Annotated in this window: 17 protein-coding genes; 6 read left to right on the top strand and 11 right to left on the bottom strand. The window is 69.2% G+C overall.

Going from position 1 to position 19883, the window contains the following annotated elements; translation table 11 throughout:
- The 5 genes from pcaC to AC1RQG_RS04190 form a co-directional block, all read right to left on the bottom strand.
- Positions 1-384, bottom strand: a complete 384-nt coding sequence (gene pcaC / locus AC1RQG_RS04210; protein WP_493128614.1) for a 4-carboxymuconolactone decarboxylase — start codon at positions 382-384, stop codon at positions 1-3.
- Between the two features lie 37 nt (positions 385-421).
- A complete protein-coding gene (locus AC1RQG_RS04205; protein ID WP_493128612.1) occupies positions 422-1204 on the bottom strand; it encodes a 3-hydroxybutyrate dehydrogenase in 783 nt (260 codons plus the stop codon).
- Between the two features lie 20 nt (positions 1205-1224).
- Entirely contained in the window at positions 1225-2610 is a 1386-nt protein-coding gene (locus AC1RQG_RS04200; RefSeq protein ID WP_493128611.1) for a GntP family permease, read from the bottom strand.
- 577 nt (positions 2611-3187) lie between these two features.
- Entirely contained in the window at positions 3188-4753 is a 1566-nt protein-coding gene (locus AC1RQG_RS04195; protein ID WP_493128609.1) for a sigma-54 interaction domain-containing protein, read from the bottom strand.
- A gap of 17 nt (positions 4754-4770) precedes the next feature.
- On the bottom strand, positions 4771-5808 hold the full coding sequence (locus AC1RQG_RS04190) for a helix-turn-helix transcriptional regulator (RefSeq protein WP_493128607.1): 1038 nt from the start codon (positions 5806-5808) through the stop codon (positions 4771-4773).
- 101 nt (positions 5809-5909) lie between these two features.
- Here AC1RQG_RS04190 and AC1RQG_RS04185 point away from each other — a divergent pair, with 101 nt between their 5' ends.
- A complete protein-coding gene (locus AC1RQG_RS04185; protein WP_493128605.1) occupies positions 5910-6731 on the top strand; it encodes an alpha/beta fold hydrolase in 822 nt (273 codons plus the stop codon).
- On the opposite strand, the gene AC1RQG_RS04180 is transcribed toward AC1RQG_RS04185, so the two are convergent.
- Both AC1RQG_RS04180 and AC1RQG_RS04175 read right to left on the bottom strand, forming a co-directional pair.
- Positions 6694-7470 (bottom strand): hypothetical protein, encoded by a 777-nt coding sequence (locus tag AC1RQG_RS04180; protein ID WP_493128603.1) that lies wholly within the window; start codon positions 7468-7470, stop codon positions 6694-6696. The genes AC1RQG_RS04185 and AC1RQG_RS04180 overlap by 38 nt on opposite strands.
- 153 nt (positions 7471-7623) lie before the next feature.
- On the bottom strand, positions 7624-8775 hold the full coding sequence (locus tag AC1RQG_RS04175; protein WP_493128602.1) for a zinc-binding dehydrogenase: 1152 nt from the start codon (positions 8773-8775) through the stop codon (positions 7624-7626).
- Between the two features lie 245 nt (positions 8776-9020).
- On the opposite strand from AC1RQG_RS04175, the gene AC1RQG_RS04170 reads away from it, so the two are divergent.
- Genes AC1RQG_RS04170 through AC1RQG_RS04155 form a run of 4 tightly spaced genes read left to right on the top strand, consistent with a single transcriptional unit; the run spans position 9021 to position 14173 of the window.
- A complete protein-coding gene (locus AC1RQG_RS04170) occupies positions 9021-9857 on the top strand; it encodes an SDR family NAD(P)-dependent oxidoreductase (RefSeq protein WP_493128600.1) in 837 nt (278 codons plus the stop codon).
- A 35-nt stretch (positions 9858-9892) separates the two neighbouring features.
- Complete coding sequence (locus tag AC1RQG_RS04165; protein WP_493128598.1) at positions 9893-10609, top strand: hypothetical protein; 717 nt, start codon at positions 9893-9895, stop codon at positions 10607-10609.
- 56 nt (positions 10610-10665) lie between these two features.
- Positions 10666-11700 carry an AraC family transcriptional regulator gene (locus AC1RQG_RS04160; protein WP_493128596.1) on the top strand — a complete coding sequence of 345 codons (1035 nt, stop codon included), beginning with the start codon at positions 10666-10668 and terminating at the stop codon, positions 11698-11700.
- A gap of 55 nt (positions 11701-11755) precedes the next feature.
- Positions 11756-14173: a sulfatase family protein gene (locus tag AC1RQG_RS04155; RefSeq protein WP_493128594.1), complete on the top strand. Its 2418-nt coding sequence runs from the start codon at positions 11756-11758 to the stop codon at positions 14171-14173.
- A gap of 73 nt (positions 14174-14246) precedes the next feature.
- On the opposite strand, the gene AC1RQG_RS04150 is transcribed toward AC1RQG_RS04155, so the two are convergent.
- The 4 genes from AC1RQG_RS04150 to AC1RQG_RS04135 all read right to left on the bottom strand — a co-directional run bounded on the left by AC1RQG_RS04150 (position 14247) and on the right by AC1RQG_RS04135 (position 19020).
- Entirely contained in the window at positions 14247-15947 is a 1701-nt protein-coding gene (locus AC1RQG_RS04150; protein WP_493128592.1) for a lactate permease LctP family transporter, read from the bottom strand.
- A 101-nt stretch (positions 15948-16048) separates the two neighbouring features.
- Positions 16049-17497, bottom strand: coding sequence for a LutB/LldF family L-lactate oxidation iron-sulfur protein (locus AC1RQG_RS04145; protein WP_493128590.1), 1449 nt, complete (start codon positions 17495-17497; stop codon positions 16049-16051).
- 4 nt (positions 17498-17501) lie between these two features.
- Positions 17502-18191: a LutC/YkgG family protein gene (locus tag AC1RQG_RS04140; protein ID WP_493129279.1), complete on the bottom strand. Its 690-nt coding sequence runs from the start codon at positions 18189-18191 to the stop codon at positions 17502-17504.
- A gap of 19 nt (positions 18192-18210) precedes the next feature.
- Positions 18211-19020: a (Fe-S)-binding protein gene (locus AC1RQG_RS04135; protein WP_493128588.1), complete on the bottom strand. Its 810-nt coding sequence runs from the start codon at positions 19018-19020 to the stop codon at positions 18211-18213.
- 121 nt (positions 19021-19141) lie between these two features.
- Between AC1RQG_RS04135 and AC1RQG_RS04130 the strand changes: the two genes are divergently transcribed.
- The gene (locus AC1RQG_RS04130; protein WP_493128586.1) at positions 19142-19855 is read left to right on the top strand and encodes a FadR/GntR family transcriptional regulator; all 714 of its coding nucleotides are present in this window, start codon (positions 19142-19144) and stop codon (positions 19853-19855) included.
- The last annotated feature ends 28 nt before the right edge of the window (positions 19856-19883 follow it).

Here is a 19883-nt window from a genome sequence, read left to right as displayed (position 1 = left end):
TCAATCCTTCGCTGCGTCCATCGCCTGCACGACTTCCTGCGCGGCCCGGAACGCGTCCACCGCCAGCGGCGCGCCGCAGTAGACAGCCGCGTGCAGCAGCACTTCCTGGATTTCCTTGATGGTGGCGCCGTTGTTGATGGCGCCGCGCACGTGGCCCTTGATCTCGTGCGCGCGGCCCAGCGCCGTCAGCATCGACAGCGTCAGCAGGCTGCGGGTTTTCAGGTCCAGGCCATCGCGGCACCAGACCGTGCCCCAGGCGTTGCGGGTGATGAATTCCTGCAGCGGCATGGTGAACTCGTCGGCGTTGGCGAACGCCCGCTCGACGAAATCGTCGCCCATCACCTGCTTGCGCTTTTGCAGGCCGTCGTTGAATTGCTGGTCCATGGCACTCTTCCTTTGCGTTGAATTGAGGTTATCCCCGCTATTGTGCCACCCAGCCGCCGTCCATGTTCCAGGCCACGCCGCGCACCTGGCTGGCGGCGTCGCCGCAGAAGAACACGGCCAGCGCGCCCAGTTGCCCGGGCGTGACGAACTGGCCGGACGGTTGCTTCTGCGCCAGCAGCGCCGCGCTGGCCTCCTCGCCGCTGATGCCGCGCTGGGCCGCCAGCGCGTCCACCTGGTTCTGCACCAGCGGCGTGAGCACCCAGCCGGGGCAGATGGCGTTGCAGGTGATGCCGGTCTGCGCCAGTTCCAGCGCCACCGCCTTGGTCAGACCCACCACGCCATGCTTGGCCGCCACGTAGGCCGATTTCTGGGCCGAGCCCACCAGCCCGTGCACCGACGCCACGTTGATGATGCGGCCCCAGTTGCGCTCCTTCATCGACGGCAGCGCCAGCCGCGTGGTGTGGAAGGCGGAGCTGAGGTTGATGGCGATGATGGCGTCCCACTTCTCGACCGGGAACGCGTCCACGTCGGCCACGTGCTGGATGCCGGCGTTGTTGACGACGATGTCGATGCGGCCGAAGCGCGCCAGCACGGCCGCCATCATCGCCTCGATGTCGGCCGCGCGCGCCATGTCGGCCGGCTGGTACGCGGCCTGCACGCCGTGGGTCTGCTCGATGCCGGTGCGCAGCGCTTCGATCTCCTGCGCGTCGCCGAAGCCATTGAGCACGACGTGCGCGCCGCTGGCGGCCAGCGCCTGGGCGATGCCCAGGCCGATGCCGGAGGTGGAGCCCGTGACGAGGGCGACTTTGTCTTTCAACATAACGGTGGCGGAGGTCATGATTAGTAGATCCCGGTGAGCAGGAAGGCGGCGATCACGACGAACACGGCGGCCGTCTTGATCATGGTGATGGCGAAGATGTCGCGGTAGGACACGCGGTGCGTCAAGCCGGTGACGGCCAGCAGCGTGATCACGGCGCCGTTGTGGGGCAAGGTGTCCATGCCGCCGCTGGCCATGGAGGCCACGCGGTGCAGCACCTCCATCGGAATGTGGGCGGCCTGCGCGGCCTGGATGAAACTGTCGGCCATGGCGGCCAGCGCGATGCTCATGCCGCCCGAGGCGGAGCCGGTGATGCCGGCCAGCGCGGTGACGGTGACGGCTTCGTTGAGCAGCGGATTGGGCACGCTCTTGAGCGCGTCCGACACCACGAGGAAGCCCGGCAGCGCCGCGATCACGCCGCCGAAACCGTATTCGGAGGCCGTGTTCATGGACGCCAGCAGCGCACCGCTGATGGCCGCGCGCGAACCGTCGGCCAGGTGGGCGATCACACGCTGCCAGGCGAAGGCCAGCACCACGAGGATACCGGCCAGCAGCGCGCCCTCCACCGCCCAGATGGCCACCAGCTTGCTCACGTCCACCACCAGCGGATGGCCGGGCAGGTTGGCCGTGAAGCTGACGCCGAACACCTTGGGGATGGCCAGCGTGAAGGTCTTATTGAGCACGCCCACCAGCACCAGCGGCAGCAACGCCAAGAGCGGATGCGGCAGGCGGTCGAGCGCCACGGTGGCCGGTTCGTTGTGGTGGCCGCTGCCATAGCCTTCGCCGGCGGCGGCGGCCTGGCGGCGGCGCCACGACAGGTAGCTCAGGCCGACGATCAGGATGAACACCGAGCCGATCACGCCCAGCCACGGCGCGGCCCAGGTGTCGGTCTTGAAGAAGGTGGTGGGGATGATGTTCTGGATCTGCGGGCTGCCCGGCAGCGAATCCATGGTGAAGGTGAACGCGCCCAGCGCGATGGTGCCGGGGATCAGGCGCTTGGGGATGTCGCTCTGGCGGAACATCTCGGCCGCGAACGGGTAGACGGCGAACACCACCACGAACAGCGACACGCCGCCGTAGGTGAGGATGGCGCACACCATGACGATGGACAGCATGGCGCGCTCGCGCCCCAGCACGCGGATCACGGCCGACACGATCGCTTGCGAGTAGCCGGACAGTTCGATCAGCTTGCCGAACACGGCGCCCAGCATGAACACGGGGAAGTACAGCTTGACGAAGCCGACCATCTTTTCCATGAAGATGCCGCTGAACATGGGCAGCACATAGGACGGGTCCGTGAACAACACGGCCAGCAGGGCGCACACGGGCGCGAACAGGATGACGCTGTAGCCGCGATACGCGACCAGCATCAGCAGGGCCAGGGCGGCCAGCACGATGACGAAACTCAAGGGTAGTCTCCAATACAGGTGGTTCAAATGGCGGAACATGCCGGCCGACGGCTCTGCTGGCCGCTGCGATCCGGAATGCGCGCAGCGGACGATTGCAACGATCGTGCCATGCGCGCCAAGTGCTTGTTTCAAAAGTGAAAGTTGTCGCAGCCCCCAAGATGGGCGGTTGCGCGGATGGGCGGAACGGCGGTTTCGTCTCGTTGACGAGACGATCATGGGTGCGGCCGGAAGGTCTTCGCCTTGTGCACCGCATCAATACGCCAGTCTCGCCAACGAGACTACGGTCTTGTCTGCGAGACTCGGCACTTTTACAAGGTACTGCTGTGGAGCGGGAGGCTCCCTGTGGATTCCATTCTATTCCTCATTCTGGTTTGTTCTGCATCCTTCTCTTTTGATCGGCAAATGCGGAATAGGATCAAACCGAAGAAAGCAGAAGAAAACAGAAGCGGAAATAGAAGCTTCGCCACAGGGGGCCACAGCGCCGGACAGGGACTATCTCCGCGCCCATTTCTCTTGCGAATACAAGTGGCAGCCGTACGGAAGACGGATTCAGGTACGGCAACGTGCGACCCGGCTGCTAACCTTGCTGCCCTTCCCTGGCCAGCGCCGCCACCCGCTTGTACATGGCCGCGCGCGACAGGCCCAACAACCGGGCGGCGGCCGGCACGTTGCCGCCGGCGGCGGCCAGCGCGTCGCGCACGATGGTGCGGTCGAACTGCGCCAGCGCCTCGGCGTACGGGCGCATGGCGGACGCGGCGGATGCGGCGGATGCGGCACCCGCACCAGCACCGGCACCGTCGCCGCCGCCGGCTGACGCGCCGGAAACTCTGTCGCCCCTGTCCGCCCTGTCGGCCATGTTGCCCATGCTGCCCATGCTGCCCATGCTGCCCATGTCGGCCATGTTGGCCACGTCCGCCGGCAGCATGGCGGCGAAATCGTCCACGTCGAGCCGCGCGCGGTCGCTCAGGATGCAGGCCCGTTCCAGCACGTTGCGCAGTTCGCGCACATTGCCCGGCCACGGGTAGCGCGCCAGCAGCGCGCAGGCGGCCGGCGTGACGGCACGGCGCCGCATGCCGTTGCGTTCGAAGATCTGCTGCAGCAGCGCGTCGCACAGGGGCGCCAGATCCTCCAGGCGCGCGCGCAGCGGCGGCAGCTGGATCGGCAGCACGTTGAGGCGGTAGTACAGGTCGGAGCGGAAGCGGCCCTGCGCCACCAGCGCCGGCAGGTCGACACTGGTGGCGGCGATCACGCGCACGTCGATCTTGAGCACCTTGTTCGAGCCGAGCAGCTCGATCTCCTGCTCCTGCAGCACGCGCAGCAGCTTGCCCTGCACGGCCAGCGGCATGTCGCCGATCTCGTCGAGGAACAGGGTGCCGCCGTCGGCCAGCTTGAACTTGCCCTCGCGGGCCTTCTTGTCCGCGCCCGTGTAGGCGCCCGGCGCCACGCCGAAAAATTCGGCCTCCAGCAGCGACTCCGGCACGGCCGCCATGTTCACGCCGATGAAGGGCGCGCCGGCGCGGGCCGACATGGCGTGGATGGCGTTGGCCAGGATCTCCTTGCCGGTGCCCGTCTCGCCCAGCAGCAGCACGCTCACATCCTGCTGCGCGGCGCGCCGGGCCTGGCGCTTGATCTCGACCGTGGCCGGCGCCGCGCCCACGAACTGGTCCAGCGTGTATTTGGCGCGCCGGTGCTCGGCCAGGCCGCGCCGGGCCGCGTCCAGCTCCTGCTGCAGGGTGGCGAACTTGGCCACCAGCGGCTTGAGGTGGGCCAGCCGTTCGTACAGCACGAAGCCGACCGCGCCCACCACGACGCCGCCGGCGTCGCGCAGCGGCAGGCGGGTGACGACGAACGACTGCTGGCCGAACTCCATGATGTCGAGCAGGATGGGCTGGGCCGTGCGTATCACCTCGCGCAACAGGCTGTTGGGGATGACCTGCTCGATGTCGCGCCCCAGCACCTGCTGCGGGTCGCGCAGGCCCAGCATCGACATGTATTTGTCGTCGATCCAGCTGATGCGGCCCTGGCAATCGACGGCGATGGCGCCCTCGTACAGGCTGTCGAACTGGTCGAACAGGGCACGCATGGCGTGCTGGCGCACGGCGGCCGAGGAGTCGGAAAAATGGGTGGTCGGGTGCTCGGACATGGGATGGGATGCTCCTGCTAGCGGACGTCGGGGGCGGCGGCCTGGCGCCAGGCGCGCGGGCTGCAGCCCGCTTCGGCCTTGAAGGCGTGGCTGAAATTGGCCACGTCGCTGTAGCCAAGGCGGTAGGCGATCTGCGACACCGGCTGTTGCGGGTCGCGCAGCAGCGCGCAGGCGCGCTGGTGGCGCACCTCCTTGGCCAGCGCGCGCAGCGAGGTGCCCTCGCCCTCCAGCGTGCGCGCCAGCGTGCGCGTGCTGACGTTGAGCAGGCCGGCGAAATCGGCGATGGTGGGCTGGTAGCCCTCGGCCGCCTGCAGCATCAGCCGGATCCAGCCGCTGCAATCGCCGGCCCGGCCGATACCGCCCTGCAGCGTGTCGAGGTCGGCCAGGTCATGGCCGCCGCCCGGCGCGGTCCGCCAGCGCAGCGGCATCTGCAGCGTCGCCTCCGGCAGCACCACCCGCGCCCGCGGCAGGTTGCCCTCGCTGAAGTGGACGCGCGCCGACTTGAGTTCCGCGTAACGCCGCGCGTGCGGCGGCGCGGCGATGGACAGGTAGATGTCGTAGGCCGGCAGGCGATCGCCCAGCGTGGCCAGCAGATAGGGATGGGTCGAGGCCACGTACAGCTCCATCACCATCGCCATGGTGTCGGCCTCCATCGGCGCGGCGGGCCGGAACGTCACCTCGCCGCCGCTGGCCAGGCGCCGGAAATGGACGACGAACACGGGCGACATCAGCCGGAAATAGCGGGTGAACACCTGCAGCACCTGTTCGGTCGAGGTGCAGCGGCGGATCAGCGGCACCAGCGGGCCGTGGTCGTCCGGCGTCACGGCCAGGCCCATGGCGAAACCGAGGTCGGTGCGGCCGGTGCGCCGCGCCGCCTCCGTCAGGATGCGCTCGAACACGGCCATCGGCAGCGCGTGGCCCGGCTGGCCCAGCACGGCCTCGCTCAAGCCCAGCCCGGCCAGCCGCCCGCGCAGCCAGCCGCGCGCGTCCTCGTCCAGCACGGACAGCAGCTGCGCCAGATAGCGCGACGGCAGGATCGGTTCATACAAGGGCATGGCGAAAGCGGCTTTGGCAGAAAATCACAAGTATAGACCGGATCGGCTTCCTACAATGGCGCTAGCGCACCACCCATTACAACGCATAACAGGAGACCGCCGTGTCCTTTTCCTCCCGCCGCCTGCTGGTCAATGGCATCCACCTCAACGTCGTCGTCGAAGGCAGCGGGCCGGACGTGATGCTGGTGCACGGCTTCCCCGACAACCACAGCGTCTGGCGCCAGCAGATCCCGGCCCTGGTGGCGGCCGGCTACCGCGTGATCGCGCCCGACACGCGCGGCTGCGGCGACTCGGACATGCCGCCGGCCACGCGCGACTACGCGATCGACAAGGTGGTCGCGGACCTGGTGGGCGTGCTCGACGCGCTCGGCGTCGCCAAGGTCAAACTGGTGGGCCACGACTGGGGCGCGGTGCTGTGCTGGATGCTGGCGATCGGCCATCCGGAGCGGGTCGAGCGCTACGCCGCGCTGTCGGTCGGCCACCCCACGGCCTACGCGCGGGCGCCGCTGGAGCAGAAGCTCAAGGGCTACTACATCCTGCTGCTACAGCTGCGCGGCCTGGCCGAGTGGGGACTGCGGGCGCGCGACTGGACGCTGTTCCACCGTCTCATGAACTTCCCGGCCGGGTCGCGCCACTGCGTCGAGCCGCTCCGGCGGCCGGGCCGGCTGCGCGCGGCCATCAACTACTACCGCGCCAACCTGGGCCTGATCCTGCCCAGGCTGCACCCGTCGGTGCCGATGCCGGTGATGGGCGTCTACAGCAGCGGCGACAACTTCCTGTGCGAGCAGCAGATGCGCGTCACGGAAAAGTACGTGGACGGCCCGTGGCGCTACGAACGGATCGAGGGCGCCAACCACTGGCTGCAGCTGGACGCGCCCGAGCGCGTCAACGCCCTCTTGCTGGATTTCCTGCGGGCGGCGTAGCCGGCAGATTCCACTTGCGGTCGATGGCGCGCTTGACGCCATTGCCCGCGATGATGGTGTAGCCGCTGTTGAACAGGGCGCGCGCGCGCTCGCCGTCCGGATGGGTGGTGGAAAAGCCCAGGTAGGAACCCTGCGGCACGGCCTGGAAGGCGAACGCCACCCCCTCCACCTGCGCCTCGCGCAGCACCACCTCGTCGGTCTTGATGTCGTCCATCATGGTCAGCGCCAGATCGACCCGGCCGGCGGCCAGCTTCTTCAAATTGATCGCCTCCGAACGGGCCGGCACCAGCCGGACGCCGCGCCGCTCCAGCGCCATCACCTCGGGCGGATACTCGTAGCCGTTGACGATGGCCACCCGCGTGCCGGGCGCCAGCTGGTCCATCGCGCGGGCGCGCACGGGGTGGGCGGTGCTCTGGAAAAAGCGCGGATAAGCCAGGAACAGGGGCACGTCGGCGAAGCGCACCTTGCCATGCAGTTCGGGCGCGTCGGCCATGCTGAAGCAGCCGGCCACGGCGCCGGCCATCACATAGGTCTTGCAACGGGCGTAGGGCACCACGTTCAGCTTGACCTCGGTGTGGACGGCGGCGAAGGCGGCCGCCACCAGCTCGTTGGCGTAGCCGCTGCCGTCGGCGTTGGACCAGGGCGAGGCCGCGTCCTCGACCATCAGTTCGATGGGCGCGGCGGCGCACGCCAGCGGCAGCAGCAATGGCAGGACTAGACGACGGGTCAACCGGAACATACCGCACTCTCGCTTTACACGCCATGCAATCGGGTCGTCGCGCGGCGGGCGGCTTCCGGCGACGATGCTACCGGACGATTATAGCGTTGGCGCCGGCGTCGGGCGCAACGAATTCGGGGCCCGCCTGACCCCGGCGTGGCAAACGCGGCGCGCTCAGGCCGCGGCGCGCGACGGGTCGATCAGGATCTTGGCGTGCAGCCGCGGGTCGCCCAGGTCGGTGAAGGCCTGCTCCACCCCGTCCAGCCCCACCACGCCCGTGATCAGCGGCGCGCACGACACCTTGCCCTCGGCGATCATGTGCAGCGCGTCGCGGTATTCGAGCGGCGAGTAGCCGAGCGCGAAGCGCAGGTCGACCTCCTTGTGGATGGCCATGGCCGGCTCGAACTGGTCGAGCTGCATGCACACGCCCACCACCACGATGCGCGCGAACATGGGCGCGCCCTCGATGATGTGGCGCAGCACGCCGGGCACGCCCACGCATTCGAAGATGACGGGATGTTTGGGGTTGAGGCCCAGCGCCTCGGCCACGCGCCAGGCGTGCCACCAGGGCAGCGGCAGCTTGCCCAGTTTTTCGCGCGTGCCCACGGCCAGCTCCAGCAAGCCCTCCAGGCCGTTGACGAAGCCGTACTCCTCCCAGTTGGCGTAGGGCGACTGTTCGGCCGGGTCGATCACGATGTCGGCCCCGCACTGGCTGGCCAGCCGGCGCCGGGCCGGCGAGAAGTCGCTGGCGATCACGGTCCGAACGCCCTGCGCCTTGAGCATGCACACCACGGCCAGGCCCACCGGACCGCAGCCGATCACGACGGCCACGCCGTTCCTGGGCACCTGGCCTCGGCGCACGGCGTGCCAGCCCACGGCCATCGGCTCGGTCAGGGCCGCCATGTCGGCCGACAGCCCGTTCGGCACCGGCATCATCATGGCCTCGTCCACCACCACCCGCTCGGCGTAGGCGCCGGGCGTGCGCACGGACAGGCCCACCATGTCGATGCCGTCGTCGTGGCGCAGCACGGGCATGGCGCACACGCGGGCGCCGGCGCGCACCTTCCGGTCGCAGCCGGGGCCGTGCTCCAGCACCTCGCCGCAGAACTCGTGGCCGAACACGAGCGGATCGTGCGCGCGCGTCATGTTGCGGTAGCCGATGCGCGACAGCAGCTGGCCCATGTGGTCGCAATGGTGGCGCATGTGCAGGTCCGAGCCGCAGATGCCGCAGCGCAGCACCCGCAACAGCACCTGCCCCTCGCCGGGCACGGGATCGGGACGCTCTTCGACACGCAACTGCTGGTTCTGGCAAACGACGGCTTTCATGGATTCGGGCTTTCTCGGTGGACGACGGATGGCCAGATCGTAGCGTCGTCGCGCCCCGAAAACTTGTGATTATCTGCCAAGCTGCTGGCCGCCGATGGCGGCCGATGGTTGCCGATACTTGCGCACTCAAGTAATTCCATCCGCGCCCGGATGGCAGGAAATCACAAGTTTTCCGGCGAAGGCGGCCACATAATCGCTCCATCCAACGACCGCCGCGCAGACGGCAGCCACACCACGAGGAGACCATGGCCGTTCCCGATCTACACAACAAGCACGTGCTGGTGACCGGCGCCGCCAGCGGCATCGGCCGCGAGACGGCGCTGGCGTTCGCGCTGCACGGCGCCAGCCTGCTGCTGTCCGACATCCACCCCGACGCGCTGGAGGCGACGGCGCAGCAGGTGCGGGCGCTGGGGGCGTCGTGCCGCACCTTCGTCGTCGACGTGGCCGACGCCGGCGCCATGGCGCGCTTCGCGGCCGACGTGCACGCGGCCGTGGGGCCGCTCGACGTGCTGGTCAACAACGCCGGCATCGCCTACCTCGGCCCCTTCCTGCACACGCCGCTCGACTGGTGGCACAAGGTGCTGCAGGTGAACCTGATGGGCGTGGTGCACGGCTGCCACTTCTTCGTGCCGGCCATGCTGGGCGCGTCCGGCCCGCGCCACGTGGTCAACGTGGCCTCGGCCGCCGCCCTGGCGCCGGCCTGCAACATGAGCGCCTACGCCGCCTCCAAGCACGCCGTGCTGGGCCTGTCGGACAGTCTGGCGCTGGAGCACGCCGGCTCGCACGTGGGCTTCTCCGTGATCTGCCCCGGCGTGATCAACACCCCGATCGCCGCCATGGGGGCCGGCAACGTGGCCCGCATCATCACGGCCGGCCAGGTCGAGAAGCTGGGCCAGTACTACCGCGACAACGGCGCGCCGCCGGCCGTGGTGGCCGACGCCATCGTCGACGCCGTGCGCAGCGGCAGGGGCATCGCCCTGCCCGGCCCCTACGCCCGCATGATCTACCACCTGCGCCGCCTGTCGCGCGCGCTGCTGATGAAACTGATCCTCGTCGATTCGAAAAAAATGGGCTGGCTGTGAGCCGCCCCCATCCAACGCAACGGAGCCATCGCGCCATGTCCTTCAAACTGACCCAAACCCGCCTCGGCATCGTGTTCGCCGTCCTGTTCCTGGCCTTCTGCGTGTGGCAGAACCCCGGCATGGTGATCGACAACCGCCTGAGCGCCGCCGAGATCGACGCCGCCGTGCGCTACGTGGACGAGAAGCTGCCGTTCGACGCGGCCGACAAGCCGGCCGTGCTGAGAAGCCTGCGCGCCTGGGGCGAGGCCGACGACGGCCAGCCCGTCTACATGCTCAACCTGATGCGCTATTTCGACCGCCTGCACACCATGCCCGGCGCGCCCCGGCTGAGCGGCACGCCGCAACAGGCCAACGCCGAGTACGAGGACCGCGCGACGCGCCTGCTGCTCAAGGCCGGCGGCTACGCCCTGTACGCGGGCAACACCCAGGGCCCCAACCTGATCGAGCACCGCGCCGGCCTCGACCACTGGAGCCGCGTGCTGCTGGTGCGCTACACCAGCCGCCGCGCCTTCCTCAAGCTGCTGACCGATCCGGCCTATGCGCCGATCGAGCCGTACAAGATGCTGTCGCTGGAGCTGATCCTGGCGCCCACCTCGTCCGAGGTGATCATCCCGGACGCGCGCTTCGTGCTGGGCGCCGCGCTGCTGGCCGTGTTCCTGCTGCGCGGCTGGCTGGGCGCGCGGCGCCAGGCGGCAGCGGCGCAACAGTCGGTCCCGCAAAAGGCCGCGGACCGCGTCGGCAAGCTGGCCTGACGGAACGGGCCATGCTAGTGTTGACGCAACCCGGGCACCCAACCTCCGGAGGCGCTATGAAAAGCAACGAACTGTTCGTGCCGGCCCGTTATTTCGCCCAGCTGATCGACTACGTGGAGGCCAACGGCACGCCCTGCCGCGACGCCCTCAGCACGGCCCAGATCCGCTCGCTGAACGACCTGCACGCCCGGCTCACCACCAGCCAGATCGACACCCTGGTGATGGAGGTGGCGCGGCTCACGGGCCGGGGCGACCTGGGCTTCGAACTGGGCCGGCTGATCAAGCTCAATTCGCACGACATCGTCGGCTATGGCCTGATCAGCTGCGCCACCATCGACCAGGCGCTGCACTTCGCCGCGCGCTACTACCGGCTGATCATGCCCCTGTTCACGCTGCGCTACCAGCGCCGCGGCAACGTGGCCGAGGTGCTGTTCCAGCCGGTGACGGCGCTGCACCGCGCCACCGTCGGCTTCTATCTGGAGATGCTGGCCCTGTCGGCCCACGTGCAGCTGATGGCCCTCAGCCAGGGCCGGGTCGGCCCCTACGAGATCCACATGGCCATGCCGGAGCCGGCCCACGCGCAGCGCTACCGCAGCCTGCAGCCGGCCCGCGTCCACTTCCGCGAGGGCGGCATGCCGACCGTGCGCATCGTCATGGCGGCCGACGTGCTGGACCTGCCGCTGCCCATGCACGACCAGCGCGCCTTCCGCCAGGCCGAGGCCCAGTGCAAGCAGATGATCCAGGAATGCCGCGCGCCGGGCGAGTACCGCGACTGGATCGAGATGATGCTGCGCGAGGCCAACGACCACCAGCCGACGCTGGACGACATGGCGCGCCAGCTCAACATCTCGTCGCGCACGCTGGACCGCTACCTGGAGCTGGAGGGGGTCAGCTACCGCGAGCTGGCCATGCGCACCCGCAACGAGCGCGCCAAGCGCCTGCTCGACGGCGGCAAGTTCGCCGTGTCCGAGATCGCCTACCAGCTCGGCTACTCGGACGTGGCCAACTTCAGCCGCTGCTTCAAGCGCCTGAACGGGGTGCCGCCCAGCGCCTACCGGCGCGCGCCCGAACCGCGCACGCACGCGGCCTGAGGCCGCGCCCACGCATCGAACCGCAACACCCCGAACACCACTTCCGGAGCATCGCATGAGAGTACCGCCATCCCGTCCTCCCCGTAAAACCGCGCTGTCGCTGGGCCTGATGGCCATGGCCGGCCTGCTGCCGGCCCATGCCCAGCAGCCGGGCGCGCCCGCGCCCGCGCCCGGCGGCGCGCCCGGCGACGCCCCCGCCGCCGCGCCGCGCCCGGCCACGGCGCAGCCGGGCAAGCCGCCCAACATCGTCATCATCATGCTCGACGACGCCGGCTTCGCCCAGGCCGACACGGTGGGCGGCGAGATCCACACCCCGACCCTGAGCCGGATCGCCCGCACCGGCATCGAGTACAACGCCTTCCACACCACGGCCATCAGCTCGGCCACCCGCGCCTCCCTGCTCACGGGGCGCAACCACCACCGGGTCGGCAACGGCACGGTGACCGAGGCGGCCACCGACGCCGACGGCTACACCGGCGTCATCCCCGCCACGGCGGCCACCATCCCGCAGATCCTGCACCGCCACCACTACGTCAGCGCCGCCTTCGGCAAGTGGCACAACACCCCGACCCACGAGACGGGCGCGCAGGGGCCGTACAACCACTGGCCGACCGGCTACGGTTTCGACCACTTCTATGGCTTCCTGGCCGGCGAGTCGGACCAGTACAGCCCCAACCTGGTCAACGACACCACGCTGGTCGAGTCGCCGCACGACCCCAAGTACCACTTCACGGAGGACATCGCGCAAAAGGCCATCGCCTGGATCGACCAGCAGCACGCCAGCAACCCCGATAAGCCGTTCTTCCTGTACTGGACGCCGGGCGCCGTGCACGCGCCGCACCAGGTGTTCCAGCAGTGGAGCGACAAGTACAAGGGCAAGTTCGACAGCGGCTGGGACGCCTACCGCGCGCGCGCCTTCGCGCGCCAGAAGGCCATGGGCTGGATCCCGGCCGACACGGCCAACACCCCGCGCCCGGCCGAGATGCCGGCCTGGGACAGCCTGAGCGCCGAGGAGCAGCGGTTCCAGGCGCGCCTGATGGAGGTGTTCGCCGGCTACCTCGAGCACACCGACGCCCAGGCCGGCAAGATCGTCGACGAGCTGGAACGCCTGGGCCTGCGCGACAACACCCTGATCTTCTACATCTTCTCCGACAACGGCGCCTCGTCCGAGGGCATGCAGGGCTCGATCGCCTCGCTCACGGGCCTGAACGGCATCATCACCACGCCGCAGCAGCAGATCAAGGCGCTGGACGACAACTACGGCGGCCTGGCCGCGCTGGGCGGCCCGAAAATCGAAGGCCACTACCACGCCGCCTGGGCCTGGGCCGGCGAAACCCCGTTCGTCGGCACCAAGCTGGTGGCCGGCTACCTGGGCGGCACCCGCACCCCGATGGCCATCTCGTGGCCGGCCCGCATCAAGCCCGACACGGCCCTGCGCAGCCAGTTCCTGCACGTGAACGACATCGCGCCCACCATCTACGACGTGCTCGGCTTCACCCCGCCCGCCGAGATCGACGGCAAGGCGCAGGAGCCGTACGACGGCGCCAGCCTGGCCGACACCTTCGACAACGCCAAGGCACCCGGCCACAAGCGGCAACAGTATTTCGAGATCATGGGGAGCCGGGGCGAGTACGCGGACGGCTGGATGGCGTCGGCCATGGGGCCGCGCAAGCCATGGGTGGCCGACCAGAGCGGGCTGGTGTCGCTGGCCGGCAAGCTGTCCATCGTCACCAACACCAGCTGGCTGGGCGACCACTTCGGCTGGCTCAACTGGAAACCGGAGGACGACCAGTGGACATTGTTCAACCTGAACACGGACTACAGCCAGGCCCACGACCTGGCGGCGCAGTATCCGGAGAAGCTGGCGGAACTGAAACGCAAGTTCGATGCGGACGCCCGCGACAACAAGGTCTATCCGATCGGCGCCAGTTTCGATGTGATGGTGCGGCCCCGCAAATACGACGACAAGGCCGAGTGGCACCTGAACGCCGCCTCGACCCGCATCCCGGAAATGATGGCGCCCAACATCAAGTCCCACAACAACCGCGTGACGGTGGACGTGGACTTGCCGGAGAACGCCAACGGCGTGCTGTACGCGCTGGGCGGCGCCGGCGGCGGCCTGGCCCTGTACGTGAAGGACGGCGTGCTGACCTACGAGTACAACAGCTTCAACCTGGCGCGCACCAAATTGCGCACCAAGGGCAAGCTGCCGGCCGGGCGCACCGTGATCACGGTCGACACGAAGATGACGACCTGGCGGCGCGGCGGCCCGGCCGACCTGACGCTGTCGGTCGACGGCGCCGAGGTGGCCAGGGGCACGGCGCCCTACACGGCCGCCCTCACCTTCAGCGCCGCCGAGACGCTGGACGTGGGCACCGACCGCGGCTCGCCCGTCTCGCTCGACTACTTCGAGCAGGCGCCGTTCACCTTCCACGGCACCATCAACGACGTGCACATCGCGTATCGCCCATAGGCCGGCCATAAGCCGATCATTAAGCCGATAAGACGGCGGGCCGGCGATCCCGGCCCGCCGCCGAAGTCACCGCTTAGTGCGGGATCATCCCCGCCAGCACATAGGCTTGCAGCGTGGTGATCACCCCCACCACCGCCGCGAACAGCAGGCTATGCTTGAGCGTGAAGCGGAACAGTTCCGACTCCTTGCCCACCAGGCCCGTCGCCGCGCACGCCACCGCGATCGACTGCGGCGAAATCATCTTGCCCGTCACACCGCCGGTCGTGTTGGCCGTCACCAGCAGCGTGTCGGACACGCCGATCTGGTGCGCCGTCGTGTTCTGCAGCGAGCAGAACAGGGCGTTGGACGAGGTGTCCGAGCCGGTCAGGAACACACCGAGCCAGCCGAGGAACGGCGAGAAGAACGGGAACGCGGCGCCCGTGCCGGCCAGCACCAGCGCCAGCGTGGACGACATGCCCGAGTAGTTGGCCACGAAGGCGAACGCCAGCACCAGGCCGATCGACAGGATGGGGCGGCGCAGTTCCAGCACCGTCTGGCCGAAGGCGGCGACGGCGGCGCGCGGCTTCATGCGCAGCAGCGCGGCCGAGATGATGGCCGTCAGCAGGATGGCCGTGCCCACGGCCGACACCAGGTCCAGCTTGAACAACGCCTCATACGCCTTGGGCGCCGTCACGATCGGGGTGGTCTTGATCACCAGCTGGTCCAGGAACGGCACGTGGATCTTGATGATGGTGGACGCCAGCGCGCCCTTGGGGCCGAACATGGCCTTGAACTGCGGCAGGCTCCACACGGTGACGATGGCCGTCAGGATCAGGAACGGGGCCCAGGCGCGTGCGGTCTGGCCCAGCGTGTACGGCGAGGCCGCGCGGCTGGTCTGGCGGGCGCCGCCGGTGGCCACGCCGCCGAAGCCGGTCATGGCGGCGGCGCCGCCGCCCACGCGCACGGTGGCCTTGGCGCTGGCTGGCTGCCACACCTTCAGGAACACGGTCAGCGAGATCAGGCACACCAGGGCCGAGGTGATATCGGGCAGTTCAGGGCCGATGAAGTTGGAGGTGAAGTACTGGGTGAAGGCGAAGCTGCCGCCCGTGACCAGCGCGGCCGGCCACACTTCACGGATGCCGCGCATGCCGTCCATCATGAACACCAGCCAGAACGGCACCAGCAGCGACAGCAGCGGCAGCTGGCGGCCGGCCATGGCGCCGATCAGCATCGGGTCGATGCCCGTCACCTGGCCGGCCACGATGATGGGGATGCCCATGGCGCCGAAGGCCACCGGCGCCGTGTTGGCGATCAGGCACATGCCGGCCGCGTACAGCGGGTTGAAGCCCAGGCCCACCAGCAGCGCGGCCGTGATGGCCACCGGCGCGCCGAAGCCGGCCGCCCCTTCCAGGAAGGCGCCGAAGGCGAAGCCGATCAGCAGCATCTGCAGGCGCTGGTCGTCCGTGATGGACAGCACCGAGGCGCGGATGATGTCGAGCTGGCCCGTCTTGTCGACGATCTTGTACAGGAACACGGCCGTGATGATGATCCACGCCACCGGCCACAGGCCGTAGGCGAAGCCGAAGCCGGCGGCGGCCAGTGCCTGCTGCACCGGCATACCGTAGGCGAAAATGGCGACGGCCAGCGCCAGCAACAGCGTGACGGCGGCCGCGATGTGGCCCTTGATGCGCAGCACAGCCAGCGCGACAAAGAAGAAAATGATGGGGACCGCGGCGACCAGGGCCGACAGGCCCAAGCTGCCTAGCGGCGTGTAGATCTGATTCCAGGCTTGCATGGTGACTCCTCCAAGGTGGTACTCGTTAAAATCTTTTTATGGGTGCTGCGCTGGTGGCCGGCGTGTCCACGCCGGCCTTTGCTGCCCTGCCCTGCTCTGTTCTATTCCGGCTGGCCCTTCGCCTTCAACAAATCGGCCAGGCTGCGCGGCGCCGGCTTGAGCGGCGCGCGGTGCTGGGTCCAGCCCATCTGCTGCGCCGGCGTGAACGCCCGCAAGCGCGTGGCGGCCCAGCGGAAGGCGCGGTAGGCCGTGGGGCTGGCGTAGGCGCCGCTCCAGAAGCGCCACACCATCTTGTCCATGCGGCTGTATTGGGCGCCCTGGCCGCGCAGCGGGTTGTCCACCTGCTGCGCGGGATCGCGGTTCGCCTCCGTGCGCAGCCGGATCAGCAGCTGCGGAATGGGGATGCGCACCGGGCACACCTCGCCGCAGGCCCCGCACAGGCTGGAGGCCGTGGCCAGGTCGGCCGTCGCCTCCAGTCCCAGCAGGTGGGGCGAGATGATCTTGCCGATCGGGCCCGGATAGGTGGTGCCGTAGGCGTGCCCGCCCACGCGCGCGTACACGGGGCAGTGGTTCATGCACGCGCCGCAGCGGATGCACTGCAGGGTGGCGCGCAGCTGCTCGTCCGCGTAGGCCTGGGTGCGGCCGTTGTCGAGCAGGACCAGGTGCACGGCGCGCGGGCCGTCCATTTCACCGGGCCGGCGCGGGCCGGAGATCAGGTTGAAGTAGGTGGTGATGGCCTGGCCCGTGGCCGAGCGCGTGAGCAGGCTGGCCAGCGGCACGATGTGCTCCAGCTTGGCCACCACCTTTTCCATGCCCATGATGGCGATGTGCACGTCCGGCACCGTGGTGCTCAGGCGGCCGTTGCCCTCGTTCTCCACCAGCCACAGGGTGCCCGTGTCGGCGGCCGCGAAGTTCACGCCGGACAGGCCGATGTCGGCGTCCACGAAGGCCTGGCGCATGGCGCGCCGGCCGGTCTGGATCAACTGGTCCACGTCCTCGGTGTACGGCGTGCCGGGGATGTGCTGCTCGAACAGGGCGGCGATATCGGCCTTGGTCTTGTGCACGGCCGGCATCACGATGTGGGACGGCTTCTCGCCGGCCAGCTGGACGATGTATTCGCCCATGTCCGACTCCAGGCAGTGCACGCCCCGCGCTTCCAGGTAGTGATTGAGCTCGATCTCCTCGCTCGCCATCGACTTGCCCTTGATGACGCGCTGGGCCTGGTGCGACTGGGCGATGCGGTGGATGATGGCGTTGGCCTCGTCGGCCGTGGCGGCCCAGTGCACCTGCACGCCGGCCGCCGTCAACCTGGCTTCCAGCTGCACCAGCAGGTCGGGCAGATTGGCCAGCGCGTGCTGGCGGATCGCCTCGCCCAGGTCGCGCATCTGTTCCAGCTCGTCGCCGTCGGGGAACTGGACGCTGCGCTTGGTCTGCAGGAAGTCCATGGCGCCGCGGAAGCTCTTGCGCAGCTTGGGGTCGTCCAGCGCGGCGCGCGCGCGGGCGCGGAAGTCGGCCGACGGCATGAATTGCAGTGGGGCGGTGGTGCTCATGGCTTTACTCCTGCGCCGGGCGGTCGGTGACGATGATGACCCACATCCAGCGCGGACCGTGGGCGCCGTAGGCCAGCGTCTGCTGGATGTCGGAGGTTTTGGACGGGCCGGACGCCAGCACCACGTTGGTGGGCATGCCGTCGCCCCAGCGTTCGGCCTGGGCCGCCGATTGCAGGTCCACGTGCAGCGTGTCCGCGTACACCAGCGCCACGTGCAGCGGCGGCACCAGCGACACGGTGCGCGGCGTGCCGGCGTCCGGCGCCAGCACCAGCGTGCCGGTGGCGGCGATGCCGGAGCGGGCCACGGTGAAACCGGCGTCCACGCTGTCGAACAACTCGGCCTTCCACGCTTCGAGCGGACGGGCGAACGGCAGCGCCTCCACGGCCGCCGGCAGCGATTGCTTGAGGGCCGCGCCCTCGGCGGCGGCAGGGTCCAGCAACAGGCGCCGCACGCCCTGGGTCGCAAGGCGGCCGGCCAGCTGGGCCGGCCATTCGGCGCTGGTGGCGCACCACACGTCGGCGTGGGAGGCCGTCAGCGCGGCCTGCATGGCGGCCACGCGCTCGGCCGGGGTTTGTTCGGCGCGGCGCTGCTCGTAGTGGGCGCGGATGCGCTGATCGAGTTCGTCGGCGTGCAGCTGCGCGGTGGCGGGGGCGGCCGCGCGCAGGCGGCCCAGCATCAGTTCGCGGGCATTCATGGTGCTCATGGGGGATTCCTCAGGCTTGTTTCAACGCCGGTTCCAACGTCGCCGCCTCGTCGCCGCCGGTGCGGCGCCACAGGAAGCTGGCCAGGTGTTCGACCGGCAGCGGCGCGTCCATGTGGCGCGCCGCGTGGCCGATGTTGAGCAGGCAGCCGCAATCGGCCGACACCAGCCGGTCGCAGCCCGTGGCGCAGGCGGCGGCCACCTTGTCGCGCACCATGGCGCCGGAAATGTCGGGATGCTTGAGCGAGAAGGTGCCGCCGAAACCGCAGCACTCGGACTCGTGTTCATGTTCGGCGCGGGTCACGCCGGGCAGCGCGTCCACCATGGCCACGCCGTGGGCGCGGGTGCCCATCTCGCGGCGCGCGCCGCACGAGGTGTGCAGCACCACGCGTTCCGGGGCCTGCCCGGCGGGGGCGGTCGCGGGGATGGCCAGCTTCAGCACATGCAGCAGGAATTCGGTCAGCTCGTAGACGCGGTTGGATAAATCCAGCGCCTTGGCGTGGGCCACCGGGTCGTCCTCGAACAGGGCGGGCCAGTGGTGGCGCATCATGCCGGCGCAGGAGCCGGACGGCACGATCACGGGCCACGGCTGGGCGAACAGGTCGAGCTGGGCCAGCGCCACGGCGCGCGCCTGTTCCGGGTTGCCGCTGCTGTAGGCGGGCTGGCCGCAGCAGCTCTGGCCGCGCGGGAAGTGGACGGTCAGCCCCTCGCGCTCGAGAAGGCGCACCGCATCCAGCCCGGCCTCGGGCATGAACAGGTCGATCACGCAGGTGCCGAACAGGTACACCTGCTCCGGTTTGGCGGGGTAGTCGCGGTCCTTCATGATGTCTCCTCGTTGGCGGCGCGGTTTGCGGTTTGGTTTTATAGCGCCCATAATCCCAGCGACGGCGGGGCTGCACAAATTGGTTGGGCCAGTGCCTGTTTTACGTGCAGAGGAGGCAAACATGCGGGAAAAGCAAACCGGCGGACGGGTGGAAACGGTGCTGCGCAAGCTGGAACAGGCGCTGCTCGACGGCAGCCTGCCGGCCAACGCGCGCCTGCCGGCCGAGCGCGTGCTGGCCGAGCGCTACGACGTGTCGCGCAACACGATACGGGAAGCCATCCAGCGCCTGAGCGCGCGCGGGCTGGTGCGCAGCCGGCCCGGCGCCGGCGTCTATGTGACCGACCAGCTGCGCACCGGCATGTCGTCCTCGCCGTGGGGCCAGCTGGTGGCCGACCACCCGGCCGTGCGCGACGACATCCTGGAGTTCCGGCGCGTGCTGGAAGGGGCCACCGCCTACTTCGCGGCCATGCGGGCCGACCCGCAGGAACGGGCCCGCATCGCCGAGCTGATGACGCAGCTGGAGCAGGCCCGCGCCGTGGACGACAAGGTGGTCGAGGCGGCGGTGGACGCGCAACTGCACGAGCAGATCGCGCTGGCCTCGCACAACTCCATGTTCCTGCACCTGCACACCAGCATCATCAGCATGCTGCGCGAGCACATCACGCTCAACGGCACGGGGCTGCGCGAGCTCAGCCCGGCCACCTCGGACCAGCTGCTGCAACAGCACCGCAGCGTGTGCCTGGCCATCTGCGCCAGCCAGCCGGAGGAGGCCCGCACCGCCATGCAGACCCATATCGACTTCGTGCGCACGCACGTGGCGCAGGGGGCGATCTAAAGGCTGGAATTGGTCGGACCAGTGGTCT

This window comes from Rugamonas sp. GW822-FHT03B10, from assembly GCF_058801745.1.
Note: the sequence above shows the minus strand (reverse complement) of the source record. Positions and strands in the feature narration are given on the sequence as shown.